This window comes from Streptomyces gardneri, from assembly GCF_006539185.1.
GTDB classification, from domain to species: Bacteria; Actinomycetota; Actinomycetes; order Streptomycetales; family Streptomycetaceae; genus Streptomyces; species Streptomyces gardneri.
On the sequence record NZ_BJMN01000043.1, the window covers coordinates 71,196 to 96,716 of the forward strand.

23 protein-coding genes are annotated in these 25,521 nt (G+C 71.4%); 6 read left to right on the forward strand and 17 right to left on the reverse strand.

The window, feature by feature from the left end:
- Positions 1–35: 35 nt before the first annotated feature.
- Complete coding sequence (locus SGA01_RS30045) at positions 36–1,007, forward strand: sigma-70 family RNA polymerase sigma factor (protein WP_141300312.1); 972 nt, start codon at positions 36–38, stop codon at positions 1,005–1,007.
- Between the two features lie 188 nt (positions 1,008–1,195).
- Here SGA01_RS30045 and SGA01_RS30050 read toward each other — a convergent pair whose 3' ends face one another.
- Entirely contained in the window at positions 1,196–1,474 is a 279-nt protein-coding gene (locus SGA01_RS30050; protein ID WP_141300314.1) for an STAS domain-containing protein, read from the reverse strand.
- Between the two features lie 71 nt (positions 1,475–1,545).
- On the opposite strand from SGA01_RS30050, the gene SGA01_RS30055 reads away from it, so the two are divergent.
- A complete protein-coding gene (locus SGA01_RS30055; RefSeq protein WP_141300316.1) occupies positions 1,546–2,208 on the forward strand; it encodes an HAD family hydrolase in 663 nt (220 codons plus the stop codon).
- Positions 2,209–2,236: 28 nt separating this feature from the next.
- Here the strand turns inward: SGA01_RS30055 and SGA01_RS30060 are convergent, their stop codons facing one another.
- The 11 genes from SGA01_RS30060 to SGA01_RS30110 all read right to left on the reverse strand — a co-directional run bounded on the left by SGA01_RS30060 (position 2,237) and on the right by SGA01_RS30110 (position 15,398).
- Complete coding sequence (locus tag SGA01_RS30060) at positions 2,237–3,514, reverse strand: thymidine phosphorylase (protein ID WP_055641702.1); 1,278 nt, start codon at positions 3,512–3,514, stop codon at positions 2,237–2,239.
- 80 nt (positions 3,515–3,594) lie between these two features.
- Positions 3,595–3,999 carry a cytidine deaminase gene (locus tag SGA01_RS30065; RefSeq protein WP_141300318.1) on the reverse strand — a complete coding sequence of 135 codons (405 nt, stop codon included), beginning with the start codon at positions 3,997–3,999 and terminating at the stop codon, positions 3,595–3,597.
- Complete coding sequence (locus tag SGA01_RS30070) at positions 3,996–5,285, reverse strand: ABC transporter permease (protein ID WP_141300320.1); 1,290 nt, start codon at positions 5,283–5,285, stop codon at positions 3,996–3,998. Before SGA01_RS30070 ends, SGA01_RS30065 begins: the two co-directional genes overlap by 4 nt.
- Entirely contained in the window at positions 5,282–6,394 is a 1,113-nt protein-coding gene (locus SGA01_RS30075; RefSeq protein ID WP_141300322.1) for an ABC transporter permease, read from the reverse strand. Before SGA01_RS30075 ends, SGA01_RS30070 begins: the two co-directional genes overlap by 4 nt.
- On the reverse strand, positions 6,391–8,001 hold the full coding sequence (locus tag SGA01_RS30080) for an ABC transporter ATP-binding protein (protein ID WP_141300362.1): 1,611 nt from the start codon (positions 7,999–8,001) through the stop codon (positions 6,391–6,393). The genes SGA01_RS30075 and SGA01_RS30080 overlap by 4 nt, the downstream gene beginning before the upstream one ends.
- Before the next feature lie 196 nt (positions 8,002–8,197).
- Positions 8,198–9,238 (reverse strand): BMP family lipoprotein, encoded by a 1,041-nt coding sequence (locus SGA01_RS30085; protein ID WP_141300324.1) that lies wholly within the window; start codon positions 9,236–9,238, stop codon positions 8,198–8,200.
- A gap of 277 nt (positions 9,239–9,515) precedes the next feature.
- Positions 9,516–10,730 (reverse strand): amidohydrolase, encoded by a 1,215-nt coding sequence (locus SGA01_RS30090; RefSeq protein WP_141300326.1) that lies wholly within the window; start codon positions 10,728–10,730, stop codon positions 9,516–9,518.
- A gap of 144 nt (positions 10,731–10,874) precedes the next feature.
- A complete protein-coding gene (locus SGA01_RS30095) occupies positions 10,875–11,987 on the reverse strand; it encodes a hypothetical protein (RefSeq protein ID WP_141300328.1) in 1,113 nt (370 codons plus the stop codon).
- Positions 11,984–12,877: an N-acetylneuraminate synthase family protein gene (locus SGA01_RS30100; protein ID WP_055641711.1), complete on the reverse strand. Its 894-nt coding sequence runs from the start codon at positions 12,875–12,877 to the stop codon at positions 11,984–11,986. Before SGA01_RS30100 ends, SGA01_RS30095 begins: the two co-directional genes overlap by 4 nt.
- A gap of 11 nt (positions 12,878–12,888) precedes the next feature.
- Positions 12,889–14,109, reverse strand: coding sequence for an acylneuraminate cytidylyltransferase (locus SGA01_RS30105; protein ID WP_141300330.1), 1,221 nt, complete (start codon positions 14,107–14,109; stop codon positions 12,889–12,891).
- Positions 14,109–15,398, reverse strand: a complete 1,290-nt coding sequence (locus SGA01_RS30110) for a DUF6716 putative glycosyltransferase (protein ID WP_141300332.1) — start codon at positions 15,396–15,398, stop codon at positions 14,109–14,111. Before SGA01_RS30110 ends, SGA01_RS30105 begins: the two co-directional genes overlap by 1 nt.
- Positions 15,399–15,628: 230 nt before the next feature.
- Here SGA01_RS30110 and SGA01_RS30115 point away from each other — a divergent pair, with 230 nt between their 5' ends.
- Positions 15,629–16,669: a glycosyltransferase family 2 protein gene (locus SGA01_RS30115; protein ID WP_141300334.1), complete on the forward strand. Its 1,041-nt coding sequence runs from the start codon at positions 15,629–15,631 to the stop codon at positions 16,667–16,669.
- Positions 16,666–18,015, forward strand: a complete 1,350-nt coding sequence (locus SGA01_RS30120; protein WP_141300336.1) for an alpha-2,8-polysialyltransferase family protein — start codon at positions 16,666–16,668, stop codon at positions 18,013–18,015. Before SGA01_RS30115 ends, SGA01_RS30120 begins: the two co-directional genes overlap by 4 nt.
- A 69-nt stretch (positions 18,016–18,084) precedes the next feature.
- On the opposite strand, the gene SGA01_RS30125 is transcribed toward SGA01_RS30120, so the two are convergent.
- The 3 genes from SGA01_RS30125 to SGA01_RS30135 all read right to left on the reverse strand — a co-directional run bounded on the left by SGA01_RS30125 (position 18,085) and on the right by SGA01_RS30135 (position 21,254).
- On the reverse strand, positions 18,085–18,906 hold the full coding sequence (locus tag SGA01_RS30125) for a MerR family transcriptional regulator (RefSeq protein ID WP_141300338.1): 822 nt from the start codon (positions 18,904–18,906) through the stop codon (positions 18,085–18,087).
- 37 nt (positions 18,907–18,943) lie between these two features.
- A complete protein-coding gene (gene leuE, locus SGA01_RS30130) occupies positions 18,944–19,600 on the reverse strand; it encodes a leucine efflux protein LeuE (protein ID WP_055641717.1) in 657 nt (218 codons plus the stop codon).
- Between the two features lie 73 nt (positions 19,601–19,673).
- Positions 19,674–21,254, reverse strand: a complete 1,581-nt coding sequence (locus SGA01_RS30135) for an acyl-CoA mutase large subunit family protein (protein ID WP_141300340.1) — start codon at positions 21,252–21,254, stop codon at positions 19,674–19,676.
- Positions 21,255–21,462: 208 nt separating this feature from the next.
- Here SGA01_RS30135 and SGA01_RS30140 point away from each other — a divergent pair, with 208 nt between their 5' ends.
- The gene (locus SGA01_RS30140) at positions 21,463–22,350 is read left to right on the forward strand and encodes a L,D-transpeptidase family protein (protein ID WP_141300342.1); all 888 of its coding nucleotides are present in this window, start codon (positions 21,463–21,465) and stop codon (positions 22,348–22,350) included.
- Between the two features lie 127 nt (positions 22,351–22,477).
- Here SGA01_RS30140 and SGA01_RS30145 read toward each other — a convergent pair whose 3' ends face one another.
- Together SGA01_RS30145 and SGA01_RS30150 are read right to left on the reverse strand one after the other, a co-directional pair.
- Positions 22,478–23,647 carry a hypothetical protein gene (locus SGA01_RS30145; protein WP_141300344.1) on the reverse strand — a complete coding sequence of 390 codons (1,170 nt, stop codon included), beginning with the start codon at positions 23,645–23,647 and terminating at the stop codon, positions 22,478–22,480.
- A complete protein-coding gene (locus SGA01_RS30150; RefSeq protein ID WP_141300346.1) occupies positions 23,647–24,351 on the reverse strand; it encodes an RNA polymerase sigma factor in 705 nt (234 codons plus the stop codon). The genes SGA01_RS30145 and SGA01_RS30150 overlap by 1 nt, the downstream gene beginning before the upstream one ends.
- A gap of 408 nt (positions 24,352–24,759) precedes the next feature.
- Here SGA01_RS30150 and SGA01_RS30155 point away from each other — a divergent pair, with 408 nt between their 5' ends.
- Positions 24,760–25,506 (forward strand): Clp protease N-terminal domain-containing protein, encoded by a 747-nt coding sequence (locus tag SGA01_RS30155; RefSeq protein ID WP_141300348.1) that lies wholly within the window; start codon positions 24,760–24,762, stop codon positions 25,504–25,506.
- Positions 25,507–25,521 lie beyond the last annotated feature (15 nt).

Here is a 25,521-nt window from a genome sequence, read left to right on the forward strand (position 1 = left end):
GGGTGCCGGTGAGGGGTGAGTGGGGTGTGGTCCCGATGAGTGACGCCGCGACCGTGACGACCGAAGAACTCGACAAGTACCGCAGGGAGCTGACCGGTTACTGCTACCGGATGCTCGGATCCTCCTTCGAGGCGGAGGACGCGGTACAGGACACGATGGTGCGCGCCTGGAAGGCCGTCGACTCCTTCGAGGGCCGCTCCTCGCTGCGGTCCTGGCTCTACCGGATCGCGACCAACGTCTGCCTGGACGCGCTGAACGCGGGCAACAAGAGAGCGCGGCCGATGGATCTGACCTCCCCGACCCCGGTCGCCCAGGCGCAGCTCGTCAAGCAGCCGGAGATCACCTGGCTGGAGCCGGTCCCGGACGGGCGGGTCCTGCCGTCGGTCGCCGACCCGGCGGAGACGGCCGTGCACCGCGAGAGCGTCCGGCTCGCCTTCGTCGCCGCCCTCCAGCACCTGCCCCCCAAGCAGCGGGCCGTGCTCATCCTGCGCGAGGTGCTCGCCTGGAAGGCGAGCGAGGTCGCGGAGCTCCTCGACACCTCGGTCGCCTCGGTCAACAGCGCCCTCCAGCGGGCCCGCGCGACCCTCGCCGAGCAGGCGCCGGCCGCCTCCGACCCGGCGAACCCGCTGGACGAGGAGCAGAAGGCGCTCCTGGAGCGGTACGTGGCCGCCTTCGAGGGCTACGACATGAAGGCGCTGACCGCGCTCCTCCACGAGGACGCGACCATGTCCATGCCGCCGTACGACCTCTGGCTCCAGGGGCACGACGACATCGTGGGCTGGATGCTGGGCGTCGGCGAGGTCTGCGCCGGCTCGAAGCTGGTGCCGACCGTGGCGAACGGCTCCCCGGCGTTCGCGCAGTACCACCCGGACCCGGCGGGCGGCTTCTCGCCGTGGGCGCTGATCGTCCTGGAGGTCCGCGAGGGCAAGGTCGCCGGGATGGACTTCTTCCTGGACACCGAGCGCTGGTTCCCGCTCTTCGACCTGCCGGCGCGGCTAGACGCCTAGGGCCTGTCTGACAATTGGCGTCGGATCAGGCCGGGTCGTTCGGTGCGTGCGATCGGCGTGCGGTCGGGGCGCCCTCGATGGGGTCTCCCCTGCTCGAGCGGAGTCGAGAGCTTGGGGAAGGAGCTACTTGGGCGTTTCGGCCGTGCGCCGAGCGTGCGTGCCGGGCGGGCCGGACCCGACGGGAATTGTCAGACAGGCCCTAGCGTTCCGTCGAGGCCGGTCAGCTGGAGCAGGGCCTGGAGTTCCGGTCCTGCTCCGTGGAAGCGGATGCGGTGGCCCCGGCGGTTCGCGGCCAGTTTCAGGCGGGCGAGGGCGTCGACGACCGAGAGGTCGGCGGGCGCGAGCGCGCCGACCTCGCAGACGACGTCACCGGGCGGGGCCGCGCCGAGTTCGGCGCAGAGGAGGGCCACCTCGCCCCGGGTGGGGCGGGCGGGCAGGGTCACGACGAGCGGCTGACTGGTGTCCACATGCCTTGAGACCGTCCCGGGCTCCGGAACTCATCGCCGCCGGTCCCCCGCGCACCTCTACGCTCTCGATCATGACTCACGAACCTGTCGAACTGGTGATCTTCGACTGCGATGGCGTTCTGGTGGACAGCGAGCGGATCTACTGCCGCGTGGACCGGGAGGTGTTCGCCTCGCTCGGGGCGGAGTTCACCGAGACGGAGATGGCGGACCTCTTCGTCGGCTCCTCCCACGAGATGCTCACGGCGATCGTGGAGGAGCGCAGGGGTGGCGCCCTGGAGCCCGGCTGGCAGGCTCCCTTCAAGCAGCGGTACGAGGACGCCCTGGACGCGGAGCTGACGGCCGTCGAGGGCGTCACCGGTGTCCTGGACGCGCTGGCCGTCCCGTACTGCCTCGCCTCCAACGGCAGCCACAGCAGCATCCGCAAGAACCTGGGCCGGGCCGGGCTGCTCGACCGTTTCGAGGGCCGGATGTTCAGCGCCCGCGACGTCTCGCGCGGCAAGCCCGCCCCGGACCTCTTCCTGCACGCTGCGGCCACGATGGGCGTCGCACCGGAGCGCTGCGCGGTCGTCGAGGACAGCCCCTACGGCGTCCGGGCCGCCCGCGCCGCCGGCATGCGCGCCTTCGGCTACTGCGGCGGCCTGACCAGGGCGGACCGCCTCATGGGCCCGCGGACGGTCGTCTTCGACGACATGCGCGAGCTGCCGGGGCTGCTCGGGGAGCCGGCGCGGTCGTGACCCGCACCGGCTCCCGTCACGCGCGGTCTCAGGCGATGCGGTCCATCACGATCGGGTTCGCCGTGAAGGCGGTGCCCGCCGGGGCGATGTCCCAGGAGTCGTTCAGGGACTTCAGGGCGTAGTCGAACTTCTCCGGGGTGTCGGTGTGGAGGGTCAGCAGCGGCTGGCCCGCCGTCACCGTGTCGCCCGGCTTCGCGTGGAGCTCGACGCCCGCGCCCGCCTGCACCGGGTCCTCCTTGCGGGCGCGGCCCGCGCCGAGGCGCCAGGCGGCGACGCCGATGTCGTACGCGTCGAGGCGGGTCAGGACGCCGGACGCCTGGGCCGTGACGACGTGCTGCTCGCGGGCGACCGGGAGGGTGGCGTCCGGGTCGCCGCCCTGGGCCGCGATCATCCGGCGCCAGTGGTCCATCGCGGAACCGTCGGCGAGCGCCTTCGCCGGGTCGGCGTCCTTGATGCCGGCCGCGTCGAGCATCTCGCGGGCGAGCGCGATCGTCAGCTCGACGACGTCCGCCGGGCCGCCGCCCGCCAGGACCTCGACGGACTCGCGGACCTCCAGGGCGTTGCCCGCGGTCAGGCCGAGCGGGGTCGACATGTCGGTGAGCAGCGCGACCGTCTTCACGCCGCTGTCGGTGCCGAGCTGGACCATGGTGGAGGCCAGCTCGCGGGCGTCCTCGATGGTCTTCATGAAGGCGCCGGTGCCGACCTTGACGTCCAGGACGAGCGAGCCGGTGCCCTCGGCGATCTTCTTCGACATGATCGAGGAGGCGATCAGCGGGATGGCCTCGACGGTGCCGGTGACGTCACGGAGGGCGTAGAGCTTCTTGTCCGCCGGGGCCAGGCCGTCGCCGGCCGCGCAGATGACGGCGCCCGTGGTGTCGAGGACGTGCAGCATCTCGTCGTTGGAGAGCAGCGCGCGCCAGCCGGGGATCGACTCCAGCTTGTCGAGCGTGCCGCCGGTGTGGCCGAGGCCGCGGCCGGAGAGCTGCGGGACGGCGGCGCCGCACGCGGCGACGAGCGGGGCGAGCGGGAGGGTGATCTTGTCGCCGACGCCGCCGGTGGAGTGCTTGTCGGCGGTCGGGCGGGAGAGCGCGTCGAAGTTCATGCGCTCGCCGCTGGCGATCATCGCGGCGGTCCAGCGGGCGATCTCCGCGCGGTTCATGCCGTTCAGCAGGATCGCCATGGCCAGGGCGGACATCTGCTCGTCGGCGACGACGCCGCGGGTGTAGGCGTCGATGACCCAGTCGATCTGCTCCGGGCTCAGCTCGCCCTTGTCCCGCTTCGTGCGGATGACGGAGATGACGTCCATGGTGGTTCCTCTTTCTACGCGCATAGAGGGGAAAAGGGAGAGCGGCCCTTCCATCGTGCCGGAAGGGCCGCTCCGAGGTGTTACTTGCGAAGGTGGTCCGGGCCGAAGGCCTGCGGCAGCATCTCGGCCAGGGTCAGGAGGCCGGCGGGCGTCTCCAGGACGAGCTCGGGGCCGCCGAACTCGAACAGGAGCTGCCTGCACCGGCCGCAGGGGACGAGGCACTCGCCCAGGCCGTCCACGCACACGAAGTGCGTCAACCGGCCGCCGCCGGTCGCCTGGAGCTCCGAGACGAGACCGCACTCGGCGCACAGGCCGAGCCCGAAGGAGGCGTTCTCCACGTTGCAGCCGGAGACCGTCCGCCCGTCGTCCACGCGGGCCGCCGCGCCGACCGGGTAGCCCGAGTAGGGGGCGTACGCGCGGGACATGGCCTCGCGCGCCGCGACCCGCAGGGTCTCCCAGTCGGCCTCGGGAAGGGCCGTCGTCACTTGCCCTCGCCCTTGCGGTACCGCATGCCGTCGGCCTTCGGCATCCGCAGGCGCTGCGCGGAGAGCGAGAGGACCAGCAGGGTCACCACGTACGGGGTCGCGCTGACGAACTCGACCGGGACCGTGGTGGTGCCGAGGTACCAGATGAGGACGCCGACGCCGATGACGATGCTGATCGAGGACGTGATCCAGCGCTTCTTGTACGCCTTCCAGGCCGCCAGGACGACGAGGACGGCGAAGAGCAGCAGGAGCAGCGCGTGCACGGACTCGCCGCCGCTGCGGAGCTGGAGCGCGTCGGCGAAGCCGAACAGACCCGCGCCCATCGCGAGACCGCCCGGCCGCCAGTTGCCGAAGATCATCGCCGCGAGGCCGATGTAGCCACGGCCGCCGGTCTGGCCCTCGTTGTAGATGTGCGAGGTGACCAGGGAGAGGAAGGCACCGCCGAGACCGGCCAGGCCGCCCGAGACGATGACGGCGATGTACTTGTACTTGTACACGTTGACGCCGAGGGACTCGGCCGCGATCGGGTTCTCGCCGCAGGAGCGCAGCCGCAGACCGAACGAGGTCTTCCACAGCACGAAGTACGTGCCGATCACCAGCAGCACCGCGAGGATCGTCACCAGCGAGACGTTGGTGACCAGGCCGCCGAGGATGCCGGCGATGTCCGAGATCAGGAACCAGTGGTGTTTCTCGATGTCGGCGAGCCAGTCGGACAGGCCCGACACGGTGATCGAGGTGATGTCATCGGCCGGCGGGGACTGCTTCGGGCTGCCGCCCTTGGCCGCCGCCTCGCCGGAGTTGAACCACAGCTTGGCGAAGTACGTCGTGACACCGACCGCGAGGATGTTGATCGCGATGCCGGAGATGATGTGGTCGACACCGAAGGTGACGGTCGCGACCGCGTGCAGCAGACCGCCGAACATGCCGCCCAGGATGCCGGCGAGGATGCCGATCCAGGGGTCGGACTGCCAGCCGGCCCAGGCACCGAAGAAGGTGCCGAGGATCATCATGCCTTCGAGGCCGATGTTGACCACGCCCGCGCGCTCGGCCCACAGACCGCCGAGACCGGCGAGGCCGATCGGCACGGCGAGCGAGAGCGCGGCGCTGATCTGGCCGGCCGAGGTGAGGTCCTGCGCCCCGGTGATGACCCGCACGGCGGAGAGGGCGATGAGCCCGCCCGCGACGATCAGGAGGATCCAGGGCAGGGTGAGGCGGGTACGGCCGCCCTTGCCGCCGGCCGCCTTGGGGGCCGCGGGCGGCGGAGTGGAAGTCGCCGTGGCGCTCACGCCGACACCTCCGTCGTGTCGTTGGAACGGGCCTGTGCCGCGAGCTTCTCGCCGACCTGTCGCTGCTGGCGCTTGACGCCGTAGCGGCGGACGACCTCGTAGGCGATGACGACGCAGAGGACGATCACGCCCTGCATGACGCCGACGATCTCCCGGTCGTAGTTCTCGAACTCCAGCTGCTGGCCGCCGCGCTCCAGGAACGCCCAGAGGATCGCGGCGAGCGCGATGCCGATCGGGTGGTTCCGGCCGAGCAGGGCGATGGCGATACCGGTGAAGCCGATGCCGACGGGGAAGTCGCCGCCGAACTCGTACGAGTCGTTGAGCAGCGTCGGCATACCGATCAGACCGGCCATGCCGCCGGAGATCAGCATGGACGTGACGACCATCTTCTTGACGTTGACACCGCTCGCCGACGCGGCCGTCTCGGACTGGCCGACGGTCCGCAGGTCGAAGCCGAAGCGGGTGCGGGAGAGGGTGAACCAGTACCCGATGCCCGCGATGGCCGCGACGACGACGAAGCCGTAGATCGGGGTGGGCGTGGTCGGGAACTCGAAGAAGTGCGAGGACTCCGGGAGCGGGGTCGTCGCCACCTTCGTACCGGCCGCGTCCAGGTGGCCGAGGCGGCCGGGCTGGAGAAGGTAGCCGATGATCGCGGTCGCGATGAAGTTCAGCATGATCGTCGAGACGACCTCGCTGACACCGCGAGTGGTCTTGAGGAGACCCGCGACGCCCGCCCACATGGCGCCGACGATCATCGCGGTGACGATGATCAGCGGGATCTGGATGATGCCCGGCAGGGTCAGCGCGCCGCCGACGGCGGCGGCGAAGAAGGCGGCGAGACGGTACTGGCCGTCCACACCGATGTTGAACAGGTTCATGCGGAAGCCGATGGCCACCGCGATGCCCGCCAGGTAGTACGTCGTCGCCTTGTTGATGATGTAGACCTGGCTGTCGGACTTGACGCCGTAGTCGAACATGATCCCGAAGGCGCTGAACGGCTCCTTGCCGGTGGCCGCGAGCACCAGGGCGGTGATCAGGAAGGCGGCGACGATCGCGAGCACCGGCGCCGCGATCGCCAGGAGCACCCGCTCCTTGTCGAACTTCTTCATCGGGCCTCGTCCTCCGGGCCGTCGGTGCCCTCAGCGCCCGCAGGGCTCTCAGGGCTCTCATCGTGCTCAAGGTGACCGGCGGCTGCGCCGGTCATGGCCGAGCCCAGCTGCTCCGGGGTGATCGTCGCCGGGTCGGCGTCCGCCACGAGCCGGCCGCGGTACATCACGCGCAGGGTGTCGGAGAGGCCGATCAGCTCGTCCAGGTCGGCGGAGATCAGCAGGACCGCCAGGCCCTCACGGCGCGCCTCGCGGATCTGGTCCCAGATCTGCGCCTGCGCGCCGACGTCCACGCCCCGGGTGGGGTGCGCGGCGATCAGCAGCTTGGGGTCGTGGCTCATCTCGCGGCCGACGATCAGCTTCTGCTGGTTTCCGCCGGAGAGGGAGGCCGCGGTGACGTCGATGCCGGGGGTACGGACGTCGTACTCGCGGACGATGCGCTCGGTGTCCCTGCGGGCGGCCTTGAGGTCGAGGATGGCGCCCTTGGAATTGGGCTTCTCGGTGACGTGCCCCAGGATGCGGTTCTCCCAGAGGGGGGCCTCCAGGAGCAGACCGTGCCGGTGGCGGTCCTCGGGGATGCAGCCGATGCCGTCCTCGCGGCGCTTGCGCGTCGGGGCGGCGGAGATGTCGGCGCCGTCCAGGGTCACCACGCCGCCGTCGGCGGTGCGCATGCCCATGATCGTGTCGACGAGCTCCGACTGACCGTTGCCCTCGACGCCCGCGATGCCGAGCACCTCACCCTTGTGGATGGTGAAGGAGATGCCGCTGAGGACCGCGCGGACCACGCCGTCGGGGTCGACGGCGCTCAGCGACAGGTCCTGGACCGTCAGCATCGGCACGTCCGTCACCGTCGACTCGCGGGTCTCCGGGGAGGGCAGCTCGGCCCCGACCATCAGCTCGGCGAGCTGCTTGGTGGTGGTCTGCTTGGGGTCGGCGGTGCCGACCGTGGTGCCGCGCCGGATGACGGTGATCTCGTCGGCGACCGACAGCACCTCGCCCAGCTTGTGCGAGATGAAGATGACCGTGAGGCCCTCGGCCTTGAGCTCGCGCAGGTTGTCGAAGAGCGCGTCGACCTCCTGCGGGACGAGCACGGCGGTCGGCTCGTCGAGGATCAGGGTGCGGGCGCCGCGGTAGAGGACCTTGAGGATCTCCACACGCTGGCGGTCGGCCACACCGAGATCCTCGACGAGGACGTCGGGACGGACACCGAGGCCGTACGCGTCGGAGATCTCCTTGATCTTGGCGCGGGCCTTGTCCCCGATGCCGTAGAGCTTCTCGGAGCCGAGGACGACGTTCTCGAGGACGGTGAGGTTGTCCGCGAGCATGAAGTGCTGGTGCACCATGCCGACGCCGCGGACGATGGCATCGCCGGGGCTGTTGAACGTCACCTGCTCGCCATCGACGGTGATGGTGCCCTCGTCCGGCTTCTGCATGCCGTAGAGGATCTTCATCAGCGTCGACTTGCCCGCGCCGTTCTCGCCCACGAGGGCGTGCACGGTGCCGCGGCGCACGGTGATGTCGATGTCGTGATTGGCCACGACGCCGGGGAAACGCTTGGTGATGCCGCGGAGTTCTACGGCGTTCGGACTGCTGGTGCTGGAGGCTTTGATGACGCACTCTCCAAGGCAGGGAGCGTGGGAGGACAAGGCGGGGACGCAGGCGCTGTCGGTGGCGAAAAATACCCTGTGGGCCACGACGCTACGCGCGTAGCGTCAGGAAAATCGTTCAACTGCCCGCGGACATACGTGTGAAGGGGGCCCGGAGTGTCGGCCGAAGCCGCTCTCCGGGCCCCCTTTCCGACGTGTGTCAGAGGGTCGTGGCGACCTTGATCTGACCGTCGACGATCTTCTTCTTGGCCGCGTCCAGCTGGGCCTGGATGTCCGCGACGTGGCCACCCGTGGTGGTCAGCGAGACACCGTTCTCGGCCAGGGAGTAGGTGTGCGTGCCGGTCATCGGCTTGCCGTCCTTGACGGACTTGACGAGCTCGTAGACACCGGTGTCGACGTTCTTGACGACCGAGGTCAGGATCGAGCCGGCGTACTTGGACAGGGCCGGGTCCTTGGCCTGGTCCGAGTCGACGCCGATCGCCCAGGTGCCCGGCTTGCCGGCGACGGCCTCGATGGAGCCGGCACCCGAGCCGCCCGCGGCGGCGTAGATGACGTCGATGCCCTTGTCGAGCATGCCCTTGGCAGCGGCCTTGCCCTTGTCCGGGGCGCCGAAGCCGGAGAAGTCCGTACCGGTGGACAGGTACTGGATCGTGACCGAGGCGGCCGGCTTGGTGTCCTTGACGCCCTGCTGGAAGCCGGCGGCGAACTTCTTGATCAGCGGCGTGTCGACACCACCGATGAAGCCGATCTTGCCGTCCTTCGACTTCAGAGCGGCCGCGACACCGGCGAGGTACGAGCCCTGCTCCTCGGTGAAGACGATCGAGTCGACGTTCTTCGCCTCGGAGACCGAGTCGACCAGGCCGAAGGTGGTCTTCGGGTACTTGGCCGCGACCTTGTCGATCGCGTCCTTGTAGGCGAAGCCGACACCGATGACCGGGTTGAAGCCACCCTCGGCGAGGGACGAGAGGCGCTGCTCACGGTCGGCGGGGGTCTCACCGGTCTTCGCGGTGAGCTCCTTCGTCTCGACACCGAGCTCGGCCTTGGCCTTGTCCAGGCCGCGCGCGGCGGAGTCGTTGAAGGAGTTGTCGCCACGACCACCAACGTCGTAGGCCATGCCGACCTTGATGTCGCCGTTGTCGGAGCCACTGTCCCCGGTGGAGGACTCCCCGCAGGCAGTGGCAGTGAGAGCGAGAGCCGCAGTGACAGCACACGCGGCGGTGATCTTGGATACCCGGCGCACGAGGAGGTCCCTTCAAGACTGACCGAAAGCGCCTCTTCCGGCGCTGGTTTCGGGCGATCGTAACGCGCGTAGATGTCAGTTAAAGACCCGTTCATGAGTCGTTACCGGATCGACGCCCGCGAGTCGTACCAGACGGTAGCGGCACGGGGACGATCCGACACCCGGCGGGGGGGCGGGACCCCGTGACGCTCCTCCCACCCTACGGGCGGCGGGATCCCCGGGCGGATGGCGACACCCCGGCTCCCCCCGCCGCCCGGAACAACCGGAATGGCCGGAATCAGCCCCTGCGGTCGAGCAGGGCCGCGGCCGTGAAGAGCTCCACGGCCGCCTCGATGCAGCTTTCGTCCACGTCGAAGTCGCCCGCGTGCAGGTCACGGACGCGGGTGTCGCCGGGAGTGCGGACGCCGAGGCGGGCCATGGCGCCGGGGACGTGCTCCAGGTACCAGGAGAAGTCCTCGCCGCCGAGGCTCTGCTCGGTGCTCTCGATCGCGTACGGCCCGCGGCGGGCGGTCATCGCGTCGGCGAGCAGTTCGGTGACCACCGCGTCGTTGACGACCGGGGGGACGCCCCGGACGTAGTTCACGGTCGACTTCGCGCGGTGCAGGGTCGCGACCTCGTCGATCGCCGCGTGGACCAGGTCGGGCGCTTCGCGCCAGGTCGGCAGGTCGAGGCAGCGGACCGTGCCGGAGAGCTCGGCGTGCTGCGGGATGACGTTGGGGGCGTGGCCCGCCTCGATGCGGCCCCAGGTGACCGAGAGGCCCGAGCGGGCGTCGATCCGGCGGGCGAGGACGGCGGGGACGTCGGTGGCGACGCGGGCGGCGGCGGTGACGAGGTCGGTGGTGAGGTGCGGGCGGGCCGTGTGGCCGCCGGGGCCGTCGAGGGTGACTTCGAGCCGGTCGCAGGCCGAGGTGATGGGGCCGGCGCGCAGCCCGATCTTCCCCGCGTCCACCCTGGGGTCGCAGTGGACGGCGATGATCCGGCCGACGCCGTCGAGCACTCCGGCCTCGATCGCGTCGGCGGCGCCGCCGGGCAGCACCTCCTCGGCGGGCTGGAAGAGGAGCCGCACCGCGTTCGGGAGGAGACCCTGCCGGTCCAGTTCGGCGAGGACGAGTCCGGCGCCCAGGACGGTGGTGGTGTGGACGTCGTGTCCGCAGGCGTGCGCGCGGTTGGCCACGGTGGAGCGGTAGGCGACGGTCTTCACGTCCGGGATGGGCAGCGCGTCGATGTCGGCGCGGATCGCGAGCATGGGGCGGCGGCGGTCCGGGGTGCCGATGTCACAGATGAGTCCGGTGCCGGCCGGCAGGACCTTCGGCGCGAGGCCGGCCGCCTCCAGGCGGGCCTTGAGCGCGGCGGTCGTACGGAACTCCTGGTTGCCCAGCTCGGGGTGCATGTGCAAGTCCCTGCGGAAGGCGATCAGTTCGGCGCGCAGGGGTGCGGACAGCGTTCCGGGCAGGGTGACGGAGCCTGGCTCACGGGACTTCAACTGGTTCACCTTTTGAAGGGTAGGCCCCTTCGAGGGTCAACTGCCCGTTGATCACGAAAAGTTCAGCCCGTTAGGGGAAAGAATCTCGGTTTGGCAGGCATGAAGGCCCTTCCATATGGGTACGCTGCGCCGATTTCGAGCCGAGCGACGGATTCAGGCCGCTCCGGCGGCTCCGGTGGGGCCCGCGGGGCCGATGGGGCCGACGGCTCCGGCGGCGCGTGCGGTGAGGCGGTCGACCTCGTGGGCCGCCGTGCCCGCCACCCCGGACAGGAAGCCCTGGGCGCGCGGCGAGGCGGTCGCCCGCAGCCACTCGGGCGCGACCTCGATGACGGCGACCTTGACCCCCGTACCGGCGAGGGCCAGCGGGAGGGTGTGGACGACCGTGGACGGGAAGCTGACGACGGTGCGGCCGATGGGGCCGCGGCGGGCGATCAGCTCCAGGGGCAGCTCGGGCCGGACCACCTGAAGGCCGGTCTCGACGGCGATGCGGTGCAGCTTCTCGGCGCTCTCGCGGCGGTGCGCGAAGTAGCGGGTCGCGCCGTGGGCGCGGGCCAGCTCCGCGACCACGCGCGCGTAGTGGTCGGCGTCGACGACGCCCGTCTCGACGAGCGAGGTGCCCACCAGGTCCGCGCCGCCGGTCAGCAGCGGGGGGCCGAAGCGGGCCCGGGTCCAGGCGTAGGAGTTCTCCGTGACCTCGACGCCGGCCGGGGCCTCGACGGGCAGCGACGTGAAGATCTCGACCGTACGGCCGCGGGCCGGGGCGAGCCGCCGGCGGGCCAGCGAGGTCACCGGGGCGAGGACCAGCTCACGCGGGCCCAGGTTCCCCTTGCGGTGCCAGCGCACCAGGCGCTCGCCGCGGCCGAGCTGGGCGGCGAACTCCATGGTGGCGGTGCCGTCGTCGACCACCGTCAGGTGCCGGGGGGAGAACAGCGACAGGAGCAGCTGCACGTAGCGGGAGAACGGGTCGCCGATGATGACCCGCTCCGCCCGGCGCAGCGGCGGGGCGAGCCGCCGCAGCGTGCGGACGAGGGCGCCCCGGCCGCCGCGGGCCTCCTGCCAGTGGACGGCGAGGCCCTCGTCGCGGGCCAGCTGGGCCATCCGGCGCAGCTGGCCACGCGACATGGGGTCGGTCGGCGAGAGGACGACGACCGTGAGGGCGGGCGCGGGCGGCTCGCCGGGCGCCCGGTCGGGCGCCTGCGTGTGCGCCCATTCCAGGACGTTGAGGAGCTGGACCGGACTCTCGACGAACGCCAGCTGCCCGGTCATGCGGCGACGAGCCCCTGGACCCGGCGGAGCTTCTTCATCGGGCCGAGCTCCGACTCGTAGACCTTCTTGACGCCGTCGCCGAGGGCGGTCTCGATGGTGCGGATGTCGCGGACGAGGCGCTGGAGGCCCTGCGGCTCGACGGAGGCGGCCTGGTCGGAGCCCCACATGGCGCGGTCGAGGGTGATGTGGCGCTCGACGAAGGTGGCGCCGAGGGCGACGGCGGCGAGGGTGGTCTGCAGGCCGGTCTCGTGGCCGGAGTAGCCGATCGGGACGTTCGGGTACTCCTCCTTCAACGTGTTGATCACGCGGAGGTTGAGCTCCTCGGCCTTGGCCGGGTAGGTGGAGGTGGCGTGGCAGAGCAGGATGTTGTCCGAGCCGAGGACCTCGACCGCGTGGCGGATCTGCTTCGGGGTGGACATGCCCGTGGAGAGGATGACCGTACGGCCGGTGGCGCGGAGCTCGCGGAGCAGCTCGTCGTCGGTGAGGGAGGCGGAGGCGACCTTGTGGGCGGGGACGTCGAACTTCTCCAGGAAGGCGACGGCCTCGGTGTCCCACGGAGAGGCGAACCAGTCGATGCCCTGCTTCTTGCAGTGCTCGTCGATGGCGCGGTACTCGTCCTCGCCGAACTCCACGCGGTGGCGGTAGTCGATGTAGGTCATCCGGCCCCAGGGGGTGTCCCGCTCGATGTCCCACTGGTCGCGCGGGGTGCAGATCTCCGGGGTGCGCTTCTGGAACTTGACGGCGTCACAGCCGGCCTCGGCGGCGACGTCGATGAGGGCGAGGGCGTTGTCGAGCTCGCCGTTGTGGTTGATGCCGATCTCGCCGGTGATGTAGACGGACTGGCCGGGGCCGGCGGTCTTCGAACCGAAGGTGCGCAGACGGGTGCTCATGGTGCTGTTCCTTAGGAGTTGGGGAAGCGGGGTGCGGGGGTGTCGAGCTCGGGTCCGAGGAGCCAGGCGGCGATCTCGCGGATCGCTCCGAAACCGCCGGGGGTGGCGGTGACCGCGCGGGCCGCGGCCCGTACGGAGTCGTGGGCGCTGCTCACCGCGACGGGCCAGCCGACGAGGTGGAAGCAGGGCAGGTCGTTGACGTCGTTGCCGGCGTAGAGCACGCGCTGCGGGTCGATGCCCTCGGCCTCGCACCACTCCTTGAGGGCCCGGTCCTTGCGGTCGATGCCGTGCAGGACGGGGATCTTGAGCTTGCGGGCGCGGGCGGCGACGACGGCGTTCTGTTCGGTGGAGAGGATGAGGACGGGGAGGCCGGCGCGGCGCAGGGCCGCGATGCCGAGTCCGTCGCCGCGGTGCGCGGAGACGAACTCGCGTCCCTCGGCGTCGAGGTGGACCCGGTCGTCGGTCTGGGTGCCGTCGAAGTCGAGGACGACGGCGTCGACGTCGGCGAAGCCGGGCGTGACGGGCTCGTCGAGGAGCGGCGCGAGGGCCTTGGCGCGGGCGAGGTCGTGCGGGTCGTCGATCTCCAGGACCCGGGCGGGGTCGGTGACGACGAGCGCGGTACGCCCGAAGAAGCGGTGTCCGTGGGTACGGAAGCCGGCCGCGTCCATGGCGTAGACGGCCCCGGTCTCCAGGTACTCGGGCTCCCGGTCCTGACGGCGGGGGCGGTGCGCCTTGTCGTGGTTGACGCCCTCGGCGCCGTCGCTGACCGTGTCGCGCCAGAGGAAGCCGTGGGACGGGGCCGCCGTGAAGGCCGTGTCGGCGGCGCCCGAGGTGACGCGCTCGGCGGTCTCGGCGACCTCGGCGGAGGTGAGGAAGGGGCTCGTGCACTGGACGAGGAGGACGGCGTCGGCCGGCCGGCCGTGGGTGGCCTCGAAGGCGTCCATCGCGTGCAGGACGGCGGCCTCGCTGGTCGCGGTGTCGCCCGCGATCTCGGCGGGGCGGTGCACGGCCTCGGCTCCGGCGGAGCGGGCCGCCGCGGCGATGGCGGCGTCGTCGGTGGAGACCACGACGTGGGTGACCGTGCGGGCGCCCAGGCAGGCGCGCACGGCGCGGGCCACGAGCGGGACACCGGCCACGGGGGCGAGGTTCTTGGCGGGGACGCCCTTGGAGCCGCCCCGGGCGGGGATGACGGCGAGCACGGTGGGGGCGGTCGGCGGTGGTGTCGTCGGCATCAGAGTTCTCCCAGCCGGCGGATGACGGGGGCCACGCGCTGCACGCCGTGCCGGTACGCGCCCCGCGCCGCCTCCCGGACGATCCGGCGGAGGCCGCTCTCGCGGGGCTCGGGCGCGGTGACGTCCAGGCGGTGGCGGGCGAGGATCCCGGGCAGGTAGCCGGGGGCCGTCTCCGCTGTGTAGTAGGGGGTGATCGGGGGCAGCGCGGGGAGCGCCAGGAGTGCGGCGACCCGGTCGCGGGCCGCGTCGAAGGCTTCTTCGTACGGGCTGTCGGATGCCACGCCCTGTCGGGCGAGCCAGGTCTCGTCGGGTATCGGGGCGAGTCCCTTGTCGAGTCCGTCGAAGGAGGTCAGCAGGCCGGAGCCGACGAAGTGGTGGTTGCCGAGCGCCTCGCGGACCCCGAGGTCGGTGAGGATCGCGGTGGGGATCCGGCGGTGGAGGGCTTCGAGCGCGGCCGTGGAGGAGACGGTGACCAGGAGGTCGGTCCGGTCGAGGACCTCGCCCATGTGCCCGTACACGAGACGGAAGTTGGCGGGCGGGTCGAGGTCGCGGACCAGCTTCTGGAAGGGGAACTCCTCCAGGTGCGTGGTGTGTTCACCCGGCTTGGAGCGGAGCTTGAGGAGTACCTCGCGCCCCGGGTGGAGGCGGGCGTGGTCGATCAGCCGTCGCAGGACGTAGGTGCGTTCGGCCCGGGTGGCGGGCACGGACGGCTGGGCGGCGAAGACGAGGGTGTCGCGGCCGGCCTCGGGGGTGTGCGGTGCGCCGCCGAGGAAGGGCAGCGCGGCTTCGACGACCGAGTCGGAGCCGGCGCCCACGCCCTCGTAGACGGCCCGGAAACGCTCGGCGTCGTGACGGGAGTTGGCGAGGACGACGTCGGCGCCGTGGCGCAGGAGGAGCCCGTCGGTGAGCTTCTCGTAGACGACGCCGACATAGCCGGTGACGATCACCGGGCGCCGGACCAGGGCCAGGTCGGCGAGACCCTGGAGGACGGCCCGGACGGTGCCGCCGACGAGGGCGAGGACGATGACGTCGTATCCCTCTCCGCGTTCCTCCGCGTCCCGGACGGCACGGAGGAACTCCGCGCCGGTCACCTCGCTCGGGGTGGTCGTGGACACCCCGGTCTCGGCGAGCTGGCGCGGGGTGGGTGTGGCCCGTCCCCGCAGGACGAATCCGGTGGGTTCGGCTGTCGCCGTGGTGATGCGGCGCGCCGTGAGGGCGCCCCATTTCCACCGGGTGTCGGAGTCGGCGAGTACGGCTACTCGTACTGCCTCGTTGGTACGTGATGGCACGTCGAGGACGCTAGAAGGGCATTTCGCTTTCCGGCCCAACTGAGACACAACAACGGGTGAACAGCGCCTCACCGACTTGTTAAGCAGGTCGTATGTCGGCCGGAATCGGCCGGGATGGGGGCCTGATTTCCTTTCCGGTAAAGGTGGTTAATCGGCCCGCCGCTTGGTGTTCACCGAATATCCCCCCACCGGTCGGGGAGAGTGCCGGGGCGGCGCCTAGCGTCGGCCACGTGGTCAAGCTCTCCGTGGTCGTGCCGTTCTTCAACGTGCAGACATATGCCCCCGACACCCTCACCAGCCTGCGTGCCAACGCCCGCGAGGACTTCGAGTTCCTCCTTGTCGACGACTGCTCGTCCGACGGGACTCCCGAAATCCTCGAACGGGCCGTACGCGACGTCCCGGGTGCGGTCCTGCTCAGGCACGAACGCAACGAAGGCCTCGCCACGGCCCGCAACACGGGCCTCGACGCGGCCCGCGGCGAGTACGTCACCTTCCTCGACGGGGACGACTGGCTCGCCCACGGCTACTACGGGCGGCTCGTCGCCGCCATGGACAGGCTGGGCTGCGACTTCCTGCGCACCGACCACGTCTCCGTCTCCGGCCGCAAGCGCACGGTCCGGCAGGCCCCCGTCGCCCGTCGCGACGAGGTGCTCGACCCGCGCGAGGCGATACTGCCGGCCCACCGGACGACCTCCGTCGACTACCCGTACGCGTGGGCCGGGATCTACCACCGACGACTCAAGGAGCGCGGACTCCTCCACTTCCCGCACGGCCTGCGGACCGCCGAGGACCGCCCCTGGATCTGGAAGCTGCACCGCGAGGCGGAATCGTTCGCGGCGATCGGCGAGCTCGGTGTCTTCTACCGGCGCGGAGTCACGACCTCGCTCACCCAGATCGGCGACGTCCGGCAATTGGATTTCATCCGCGCATTCGACCAGGTGATCGAGGAAACCGCGAAGGACCCGGCCGCCGACCGTCTTCTCCCCAAAGCCGTCCGCACGTATTGCGCGCTGATTTCCCATCACATCGGCGGGATCGGACGATTCGAACCCGAGGTGGCCGGCCAGTTGAAGGCGATGAGCGCGGGCGCGCTGCGCCGGATGCCGCAGGGCGTCCTCGACGAGGCCCTGGCGGCGATGGGCGGGGACCGCGCGGCGATGCTGCGCAAGCTGCGGAAGCAGCGCCCGGCACCGCCGCCGGCGGCACCCGACCCGACACCGGTGTCGGTCTCCCGCACCGTCGCGCACGGCACCCCGGAGGTCGCGGCATGAGCGCCCGACGCACCACCCAGATCTTCTGCGCCTCGACGCTCTACGGGGCGGCGACCCTGGCCGCCGCGCTGGACAGCGGCTGCTTCGGCCGGGCCGACCGCCGGATCCTGCTCGTCACCAACAACGCCGCCGTACCGGAGACCACCCCGGCCGTCGACGAGGCCGAGGGCTTCGAGCGGCTGCGCGGCCGCTTCGACTCCGTCCTGTCCTGGAACGAGACGATCTCCCCGCTCCACCCCGCCGGCTGGACGCCCCGGGGGCAGGACATGCCGATGCTCCAGCGCCATCTGCGGCGGATCTGGGACCTCGGCGACGACCGCGTCGAACTCGCCCTGGAATCCCTCCAGGTCACCCCCGCGCTCGCCATCGCCCAGCTGCTGCCCGACGCGCCCGTCACCGTCTACGCCGACGGCCTGATGAGCTACGGACCGACCCGCAACAAGATCGACCCGCTGATCGGCGGGCGGGTCCGCAGACTCCTCCACCTGGACCTCGTCCCCGGGCTCGAACCGCTGCTGCTCGCCGAGTTCGGCGCGGCGCCGGAGGCCGTACCGGCGGAGGCCTTCACGAAGATCGTCGAGGAGCTGTCCGGACCGGTCGCGGGAGCGACGGCCGCGGAGGGCCCCGCGCTCCTCCTCGGCCAGTACCTGGCCGCCCTGAAGCTGCTCACCGCCGACGAGGAGGAGGAGCTGCACCTGCGGATGGTCCGCGGGGCGGTCGCCCGGGGACACCGCCGGCTCGTCTTCAAGCCGCACCCGACGGCCCCGGACGCCTGGACGCAGTCGCTGGTGGACGAGGCGGAGCGGCTCGGCGCCGAGCTGACCGTCGAGGACAGGACCGTGCTCGCCGAGGTGCTCTACCGCGAGCTGCGGCCCGCCCTCGTGGTCGGCTGCTTCTCCACGGCGCTGCTCACGGCGAGCTCCTTCTACGGGCTGCCGGTCGCCCGGGTCGGTACGGGCACGCTCCTTGAGCGGCTCACCCCGTTCCAGAACAGCAACCGGATCCCGCTCACGGTGGTGGACGCGGTCGTCCCGCCCCTGGAGGAGGGCGGCGCGGACGAGCCGGCCGGGCCGGGCCCGGACGTGGCGGAGCTGAACGACCTGGTCGCCGCGGTCGGCTTCGCGATGCAGCCGAAGATACGGGCGGACCTGCGGGAGGCGGCGGCGCGGCATCTGTCGGGCCCGCACGCCGAGCGCACCCGGCACCACTTCACCCGTCGGCGCCTCACCGTCCTCGACCTGCCGGGCGGCCTCCCGCTCCCCCGGCACCCACAGGTCCGCCGCCTGGCGCGCCAGGCGCTGCGCCTGCGCAAGGAACTGCGGAAGCGGAGCGCCGCCCGGAAGTAGGGCGGGCGGTCGCCGCACAGAGCCAGGGCCCGGGACCCGTGCGGGGGTCCCGGGCCCCTCCCTGACACCTCAGGCGCGGACGATCGACTCCTGGATCTCCGTCACCCACTGCGAGCGGTCCTCCGGGCACTCCAGGTACAGCTCGCGGGCGTAGTGCTCCGTCTCGTAGCCGTTGGTCTCCATCCAGCGGGCCAGCGTCTGCACGGTCGGCAGGATGTCGTCCATCGACCCCCGGTGGACGATGGTCGCGGCCTGCTCGATGCCGGGCAGGACGTGCACCGTGACGCCCTCCACGACCGTCCCCTCCGGGACCGTCATGCCGGCGTGCACCAGGACGGAACCGTCCCCCTTGCCCGCGTCCTCGTAGTACGCGATCCCCGGACCGAAGCCGGTGACGCCGGCGGCCTCCAGACGGCCGCACAGCTCGTCGTACAGCGGCCCGATGGCCGGGCCGATGTCGTGCGGGCCGAAGCTCGCGGCGACCGTGCTCAGTTCGGCGATCCGCACGGCGGGGATCTTCTTGACGACGACGTCCTGGGTGGACATGCGTCCCTCCGTCTCGATGGCTCGGAGCCGCGCACCGACCTGGTTGAGCCGGGCCCGCGCCGCCTGAAGGGCCGCTTCCAGCTCGGCCTGGCGCAGACGCAGCATGCCCCGCAGCTCGTCCGCGTCGATCTGCTCGTCGAGGATCGCGCCCACCTGTTCGAGGGTGAAGCCGAGGTCCTTGAGCGCGATGACGCGGTTGAGCCGGGCGAGCTGCTCCGCGGTGTAGAAGCGGTAGCCCGAGTGCGGGTCGACCCGGGCCGGGCGCAGCAGTCCGATGGCGTCGTAGTGACGCAGCATCCGGACCGACACCCGCCCGTGCCGGGCGAAGTCTCCGATGATGAACATGACGACTCCTACGGAACGGCCTCACACGGTGTCAGGGTCAAGCGGCGCTGCTGAGGGACAGCTTCACCGCGAAGCCGAGGAAGAGCGCGCCCGCCGCGGAGGTCGCCCCGGCCGAGAGCCGCCGACGGCTCCGGAACGCGGCCGCGAGCCGCGTCCCGCCGAATATCAGCATCGTCAGGTAGAGGAAGCTGCCGACCTGGAGCAGCGTGCCGAGCACCAGGAAGGAGAGCGCCGGGTAGGCGTATCCCGGGTCGACGAACTGCACGAAGAACGAGATCAGGAAGAGGATCGCCTTCGGGTTGAACAGGCTGATGAGCAGTGCGCGGCGGTACGGCCGCTCCGCCGGCCCGGCCAGGGGCTGCTCCGCCTCGACGTCCGCCGAACCGCCCCGGCCGCGCCACATCGCCCAGGCGGCCCGCAGCATCCCGTACGCCATCCAGGCCAGGTAACCGGCGCCCGCGTACTTCACGACGGTGAAGAGGAGCGGGGTGGTCTGGAGGAGCGAGGCCGCGCCGAGGGCGGCCAGTGTCATCAGGACCGCGTCCCCGGTGAAGACTCCGGCGGCGGCCTTGTACCCGGTCCGCGTGCCCTTGCGGGCGGCGACGGACAGCACGTACAGCGAGTTCGGCCCCGGCAGAAGGATGATGAGGACGAGCCCCACGAGATAGGTCGGCAGATCTGTGACACCCAGCATGAAGCGGAGTGTCGCACACGGGTGCGACAGTCCGCAGTGACCTGCGTGACCTGCGTCTACGGGGCCCGGAGAGCTAGAAGGCGTCGCTGGGGACGTACGTGCCCCACACCTCGCGCAGGGCGTTGCAGACCTCCCCGACCGTCGCCCGCGCCCTGAGCGCGTCCTTCATCGGATAGAGGACGTTGTCCGTGCCCTCCGCCGCCCTCCTCAGCTCCGCCAGTGCCGCGTCCACGGCCTCCTGGTCGCGCTCGGCGCGGAGCGCGGCGAGGCGCTCGGCCTGCTGGGCCTCGATGGCCGGGTCGACGCGGAGGTGTTCGTAGGGCTCCTCGACGTCGATCGTGTAGCGGTTGACGCCGACGACGACCCGCTCGCCGCTGTCGGTCTGCTGCGCGATCCGGTACGCCGAGCGCTCGATCTCCCCCTTCTGGAAACCGCGCTCGATCGCCGCGACCGCACCGCCCATCGCCTCGACCTTGGCCATCAGCTCCAGCGCCGCCGCCTCGACGTCGTCGGTCATCTTCTCGACCACGTACGAACCCGCGAAGGGGTCGACCGTCGCCGTCACGTCCGTCTCGTACGCCAGGACCTGCTGCGTACGCAGGGCGAGCCGGGCCGACTTGTCCGTGGGGAGGGCGATCGCCTCGTCGAAGGAGTTCGTGTGGAGCGACTGCGTACCGCCGAGGACCGCCGCGAGGCCCTGGACGGCGACGCGGACCAGGTTGACCTCGGGCTGCTGGGCGGTCAGCTGGACGCCGGCGGTCTGGGTGTGGAAGCGGAGCATCAGCGACTTCGGGTTCTTCGCGCCGAACTCCTCCTTCATCACCCGCGCCCAGATCCGACGCGCCGCACGGAACTTCGCCACCTCTTCGAGAATCGTCGTGCGGGCGACGAAGAAGAACGACAGCCGCGGAGCGAAATCGTCGACATCCATTCCGGCGGCGACCGCCGTGCGCACGTACTCGATGCCGTCCGCGAGAGTGAAGGCGATCTCCTGCGCCGGCGAGGCACCCGCCTCCGCCATGTGATAGCCCGAGATCGAAATCGTGTTCCACTTCGGAATCTCGGCCCGGCAGTACTTGAAGATGTCCGCGATCAGACGCAACGACGGCTTCGGCGGGAAGATGTACGTCCCCCGCGCGATGTACTCCTTCAGCACATCGTTCTGAATCGTGCCCGTCAGCTGATCCGCCGGGACGCCCTGCTCCTCACCCACCAACTGGTAGAGGAGAAGGAGAAGCGAACCAGGAGCGTTGATCGTCATCGACGTCGACACCTTGTCCAACGGAATCCCGTCGAACAACACCCGCATGTCGTCGATCGAATCGATCGCCACACCCACCTTCCCGACCTCCCCCGAGGAAATCGGCGCGTCACTGTCGTGACCCATCTGCGTCGGCAGATCGAAGGCGACCGACAAACCCATCGTGCCGTTCGCGATCAACTGCTTGTACCGCGCGTTCGACTCCGACGCCGTACCGAAACCCGCGTACTGCCGCATCGTCCACGGCCGACCCGTGTACATCGACGGATACACACCACGCGTGAAGGGGTACGCGCCCGGCTCACCCAGCTTTCCCGCCGGGTCCCACCCCTCCAAAGCCCCCGGCCCGTAAACCGGCTCGATCGGCAGCCCCGACTCCGACTCGCGCGCCATGTGCTGTGCCTTCCCGATAGACCTGCCACCCAGCGGTACGGACCCTCGCGTCGGACTGTAGCGGCGGGCCCTCGGCCGTCGGTGGACAGCGCGCTGAGACCCTGCTCGGAGCTTTCCGCGCCACCGTCCGATCTTCGTACGCGCGTACGCAACCGCACGCGCGCGGGAAGCATCCCTACGTACACACGACTCGTCCCGGGGGGCAACGATGAAGCGGACCACGTCCGTCATACGCAGAGTGGTACTGGCGGCGGCAGCGGTGGCGCTGGCCGCGGGCTGTACGGCGCAGGCGGCCGATCCGGGAGGCGGCGGCGCGGGCGCGTCGAAGCCGCCGAAGGCCTCGACGACGCCGAGCGCGACGGCCTCCACCGCCCCCGGCACGACCGGGACGCCGACCACGCCCGCGTCCTCCACGCCGAGCACGGACGGAAAGCCGCCGTCCCCCTCCGCCACCACCGGCACGGTCGAGGGCCTCTTGAAGGACGGTGACGAGAACGAGCAGGTCCGCGAGCTCCAGGCGCGGCTCCGGCAGCTCCACCACTTCGACCGGGCCCCCACCGGCTTCTACGGGACGATGACGGCGGGCTCGGTCAAGGCGTTCCAGAAGAAGCAGGGGCTGCCTCTGACGGGTTCGGTCGACCTCACGACGTGGGAGCGGCTGCTCGCCGCCAGCCGGAAGCCGACGGCCGACGAGCTGAGGCCGTCGACGACGAACCAGCTGGACACCCCGGACGCGCGCTGCATGACCGGCCGGGTGCTCTGCATCAGCAAGGAGAGCCGGACCCTGGCCTGGATGATCGACGGCAAGGTCGTCTCGTCCATGGACGTCCGCTTCGGCTCGGAGAACACCCCGACCCGCGAGGGCACGTTCAGCGTGGAGTGGAAGGCCCGCAAGTGGACGTCGACGATTTACCACACGCCCATGCCGTACGCGATGTTCTTCAGCCGCGGCCAGGCGGTGCACTACTCGTCGGACTTCGCGGCCCGCGGCTACGCCGGGGCCTCGCACGGCTGCGTCAACGTCCGGGACCGGGCGAAGCTCTCGGCCCTCTTCGACCAGGTGAAGGTCGGCGACAAGGTCGTCGTCCACTGGTAGTGGCGCGGAGGGGAAGAAGGGGCGCGGGTGGGACCGGGGGAACGTGCCCCACCCGCGCCGGGTGCGCAGAGCCGTAGGTACGGGGGGAACCCCGGCTCGTCGCGCCGCCGATGACCAGTCGGCTCACTCAGTACTGCGCCGAGGGCCCGGAAAGTGTCACACCTGCTGCGGGACGGGTTCCGCGGCGGCTCTCGTCGGCGTCCTCGGAGCCGCGGTCGGAGCGGCCGTCCGGGCCGTCACGGCGGTCGCCGCCGGTGCCGCCGTGGCCGCCGTCGGCCTCACGACCGCGCTTCCCGTCGTCCTTCTTGCCGTCGCTCTTCCCGTCGTCCTTGCCGTCGTCCTTGCCGTCGTCCTTGCCGTCGTCCTGGCCGTCCTTCTTGCCGTCCTCGCGAGGCTCGGCGGAGGCCGGGGAGCCGCCCTGGTCGCCGGAGAGCATCCGGTCGCAGTACCGGCGGAGGGTCTCCCCACCGCGCAGGCTGCTCGTGAGCTGCCGGCGGTCGGCGGTGTCGAGCCGGCCGGACCGGAAGTCCCGGCAGGCCTTGAGGGCCTTCTCCTTCGTGACCGGCCCCTCGGTGCCCTTGACCCCCGGGCGGAGCGTCGTCCGGCCCGGTTCCGGGGTGTGCCGGGTGGCCGGCGGCGCGGAGAGCGAAGGGGACGGGGGCGCGGAGGGCGAGCCGTGGGAGGCCGTGGCCCCGGGCGAGGACGACGAGCCGGGCGAGGGCTCGACGCCGTCGGGTCCCACCGACGGCACCTCGGGGTCCTTCCGTACGCCGTGCGAGCCCGTCACGACCGGGTCGGGGCTCTCCACCGCCGTGACGGAGTTGGCGGGCTCGGGAGTCATCAGCGGCAGCACGCCCGTGCCGGCGGCGACGGCGACGCCGCCGACCGCGACGGCGGCGACCGCCGCGGCCAGCCCGTACCGCACGGAGCGCACGGAACGCGCCCAGCGGCGGCGCGCGGACGGGGTGGGGGCGGTCGCGGTGGCGAGTCGCACGCGGCCCAGTTCGGCGTGGCCGACGTGACCGGTGCGGGCGGCGCCGGCCGAGGACGCGGTCGCCGCCGCGGCGAGGGCGGCGCGCTCGGCCGAGGCCTTGCGGAAGGCGGCCAGTGCCGCCGCCTCGCCGGGCAGCTCGGCCTGTCCGGGCGCGGCGGTGAACGGCGTACGGGCCGATTCGAGGGCCTCCGCGAGGCGCCCGGCCTCGGTACGCGCGGGGTCGCCGAGGGCATCGACCGGCTCGCCCCGGAGCAGCCGCTCCGCGGCCTCCTGGTCGAGCCACTGGTAGCGCTCGTCGGCCATCACATGTCCTTCTGCGTACGGGGACGCGAATGCGTCACACCGCCGGGGCTCGCGGAGCCCGCTCCGCGCCCGCGTTGCGGAGGCACGCCCTCCAGCGGAACGACGCCCCCACCTGCCTCGTCCGTCGCTCCGTCGACCGCTCCGTCGACCGCTCCGTCGGCCCCGAGCAGCTCGGCGAGCTTCTTGAGACCGCGGTGCGCGGCGGTCCGTACGGCGCCGGGGCGCTTGCCCAGGGTGTCGGCGGCGCTCTTGGCGTCCAGGCCGACGACGACGCGCAGGACGACGGCCTCGGCCTGGTCCTGCGGGAGTTGGGCGATCAGGTGCATGGTGCGGCCGGTGGCCAGGGCTTCCAGTGCCTCGTCCGCGGTGTCGGACTCGGCGGGCTTGTCGGTGAGTTCGGTGTCGTCGGCTCCCACGGCGGGCCGTCGGCCGCGCATCCGGATGTGGTCCAGCGCGCGGTTGCGGGCGATCCGGGCCGCCCAGCCGCGGAAGCGGTCCGCGTCTCCGCTGAAGCGGTCGAGGTCGCGCGCGATCTGGAGCCAGGACTCCGAGGCGACGTCCTCGGCGTCGCCCTCGCCGACCAGTGTGCGTATGTAGCCGACCAACCGAGGATGCACGGCGCGATACACAGTACGGAAGGCGTTCTCGTCCCCGTCCTGCGCAGCGAGCACCGCGGCCGTCAGCTCCGCGTCGTCCCCCAGCACTCCCCAAACCCTGTTCGTCGGTCGCGTCGTCGCGTCGTCGCGGCCGGTCACCGCCGCCACGCCGCCTCGCGCACCTGCACGCTACGTCGTGCCCCCGCGCCGCGTCCACGCGGTCCGGGGTCTTTGTACAAGTTGCAACCTTCGGGAGCGGCCGTCGTGCCGCACGTGCGGGTGCACGTGCGGGTGTGACAGAAAGCGCAGCACCGGCGCTGTATGGAGTACGGAGCCGTGCTGCGGCTCCGTGGATGACGACCGGGGCCTCTCCTGTGGGGGGTGGCGGCCCCGGTCGTCTCCCTTTTCCGCCTCTCCCCCTCCCCTCTTCGCGACCCGTCCGGGCTGGGCACACTGCACCCTTTTCACTGTCAACCGACGGTTGACAGTGCAGGGGTGTCAACCTAGGGTTGCCTCATGACGAATCCAGTCGCTCCGAAGGTCCCCATCCGTCTCGACGAGCTCATCGAAGCGATCAAGAAGGTCCACCCCGACGCCCTGGAACAGCTCTCCGGGGCGGTCATGGCGGCCGACCACCTCGGCGATGTCGCCGACCACCTCATCGGCCACTTCGTGGACCAGGCCCGCCGCTCCGGCGCCTCCTGGACCGACATCGGCCGCAGCATGGGCGTCACCCGCCAGGCGGCCCAGAAGCGTTTCGTCCCCAAGGAGCCGGACGCGGAGAAGATGGACCCGAACGCGGGGTTCAGCCGCTTCACGCCCCGCGCGCGGAACGTCGTCATGGCCTCCCAGAACGAGGCCACGGCCGCGAGCAACGCCGAGATCGTCCCGGCCCACCTGGCCCTGGGCCTGCTCGCCGAGCCCGAGGGGCTCGCGGCGCACTGGATCACCTCGCGGGGCGTGACCCTCGACCGGGTCCGCGAGGTGGTCGCGGCGACCCTGCCGCCGGCCGTCGACGAGGCACCCGCGCTCGTCCCGTACGACGCGGCGGCGAAGAAGGTCCTGGAGCTGACGTTCCGCGAGGCCCTGCGCCTCGGCCACAACTACGTCGGCACCGAGCACATCCTGCTGGCGCTCCTGGAGCACGAGGACGGCGAGGGCGTCCTGACCGGCCTCGGCCTCGACAAGGCCACGGCGGAGCGGGAGATCGCCGAGACGATCGCCTCGGTGACGATCCAGGCCCCGGAGACCGAGGAGTCCTAGGGGGTGTCTTGTCGG

Excerpts from the sequence above, each read along its gene's own strand:
- SGA01_RS30045 (WP_141300312.1), top strand. The coding sequence starts at position 36 with ATGAGTGACGCCGCGACCGTGACGACCGAAGAACTCGACAAGTACCGC.
- SGA01_RS30055 (WP_141300316.1), top strand. The coding sequence starts at position 1,546 with ATGACTCACGAACCTGTCGAACTGGTGATCTTCGACTGCGATGGCGTT.
- SGA01_RS30060 (WP_055641702.1), bottom strand. The coding sequence starts at position 3,514 with ATGGACGTCATCTCCGTCATCCGCACGAAGCGGGACAAGGGCGAGCTG.
- SGA01_RS30075 (WP_141300322.1), bottom strand. The coding sequence starts at position 6,394 with ATGAAGAAGTTCGACAAGGAGCGGGTGCTCCTGGCGATCGCGGCGCCG.
- SGA01_RS30095 (WP_141300328.1), bottom strand. The coding sequence starts at position 11,987 with ATGACCGGGCAGCTGGCGTTCGTCGAGAGTCCGGTCCAGCTCCTCAAC.
- SGA01_RS30100 (WP_055641711.1), bottom strand. The coding sequence starts at position 12,877 with ATGAGCACCCGTCTGCGCACCTTCGGTTCGAAGACCGCCGGCCCCGGC.
- SGA01_RS30105 (WP_141300330.1), bottom strand. The coding sequence starts at position 14,109 with ATGCCGACGACACCACCGCCGACCGCCCCCACCGTGCTCGCCGTCATC.
- SGA01_RS30120 (WP_141300336.1), top strand. The coding sequence starts at position 16,666 with ATGAGCGCCCGACGCACCACCCAGATCTTCTGCGCCTCGACGCTCTAC.
- SGA01_RS30125 (WP_141300338.1), bottom strand. The coding sequence starts at position 18,906 with ATGTTCATCATCGGAGACTTCGCCCGGCACGGGCGGGTGTCGGTCCGG.
- leuE (WP_055641717.1), bottom strand. The coding sequence starts at position 19,600 with ATGCTGGGTGTCACAGATCTGCCGACCTATCTCGTGGGGCTCGTCCTC.
- SGA01_RS30135 (WP_141300340.1), bottom strand. The coding sequence starts at position 21,254 with ATGGCGCGCGAGTCGGAGTCGGGGCTGCCGATCGAGCCGGTTTACGGG.
- SGA01_RS30140 (WP_141300342.1), top strand. The coding sequence starts at position 21,463 with ATGAAGCGGACCACGTCCGTCATACGCAGAGTGGTACTGGCGGCGGCA.
- SGA01_RS30145 (WP_141300344.1), bottom strand. The coding sequence starts at position 23,647 with ATGGCCGACGAGCGCTACCAGTGGCTCGACCAGGAGGCCGCGGAGCGG.
- SGA01_RS30155 (WP_141300348.1), top strand. The coding sequence starts at position 24,760 with ATGACGAATCCAGTCGCTCCGAAGGTCCCCATCCGTCTCGACGAGCTC.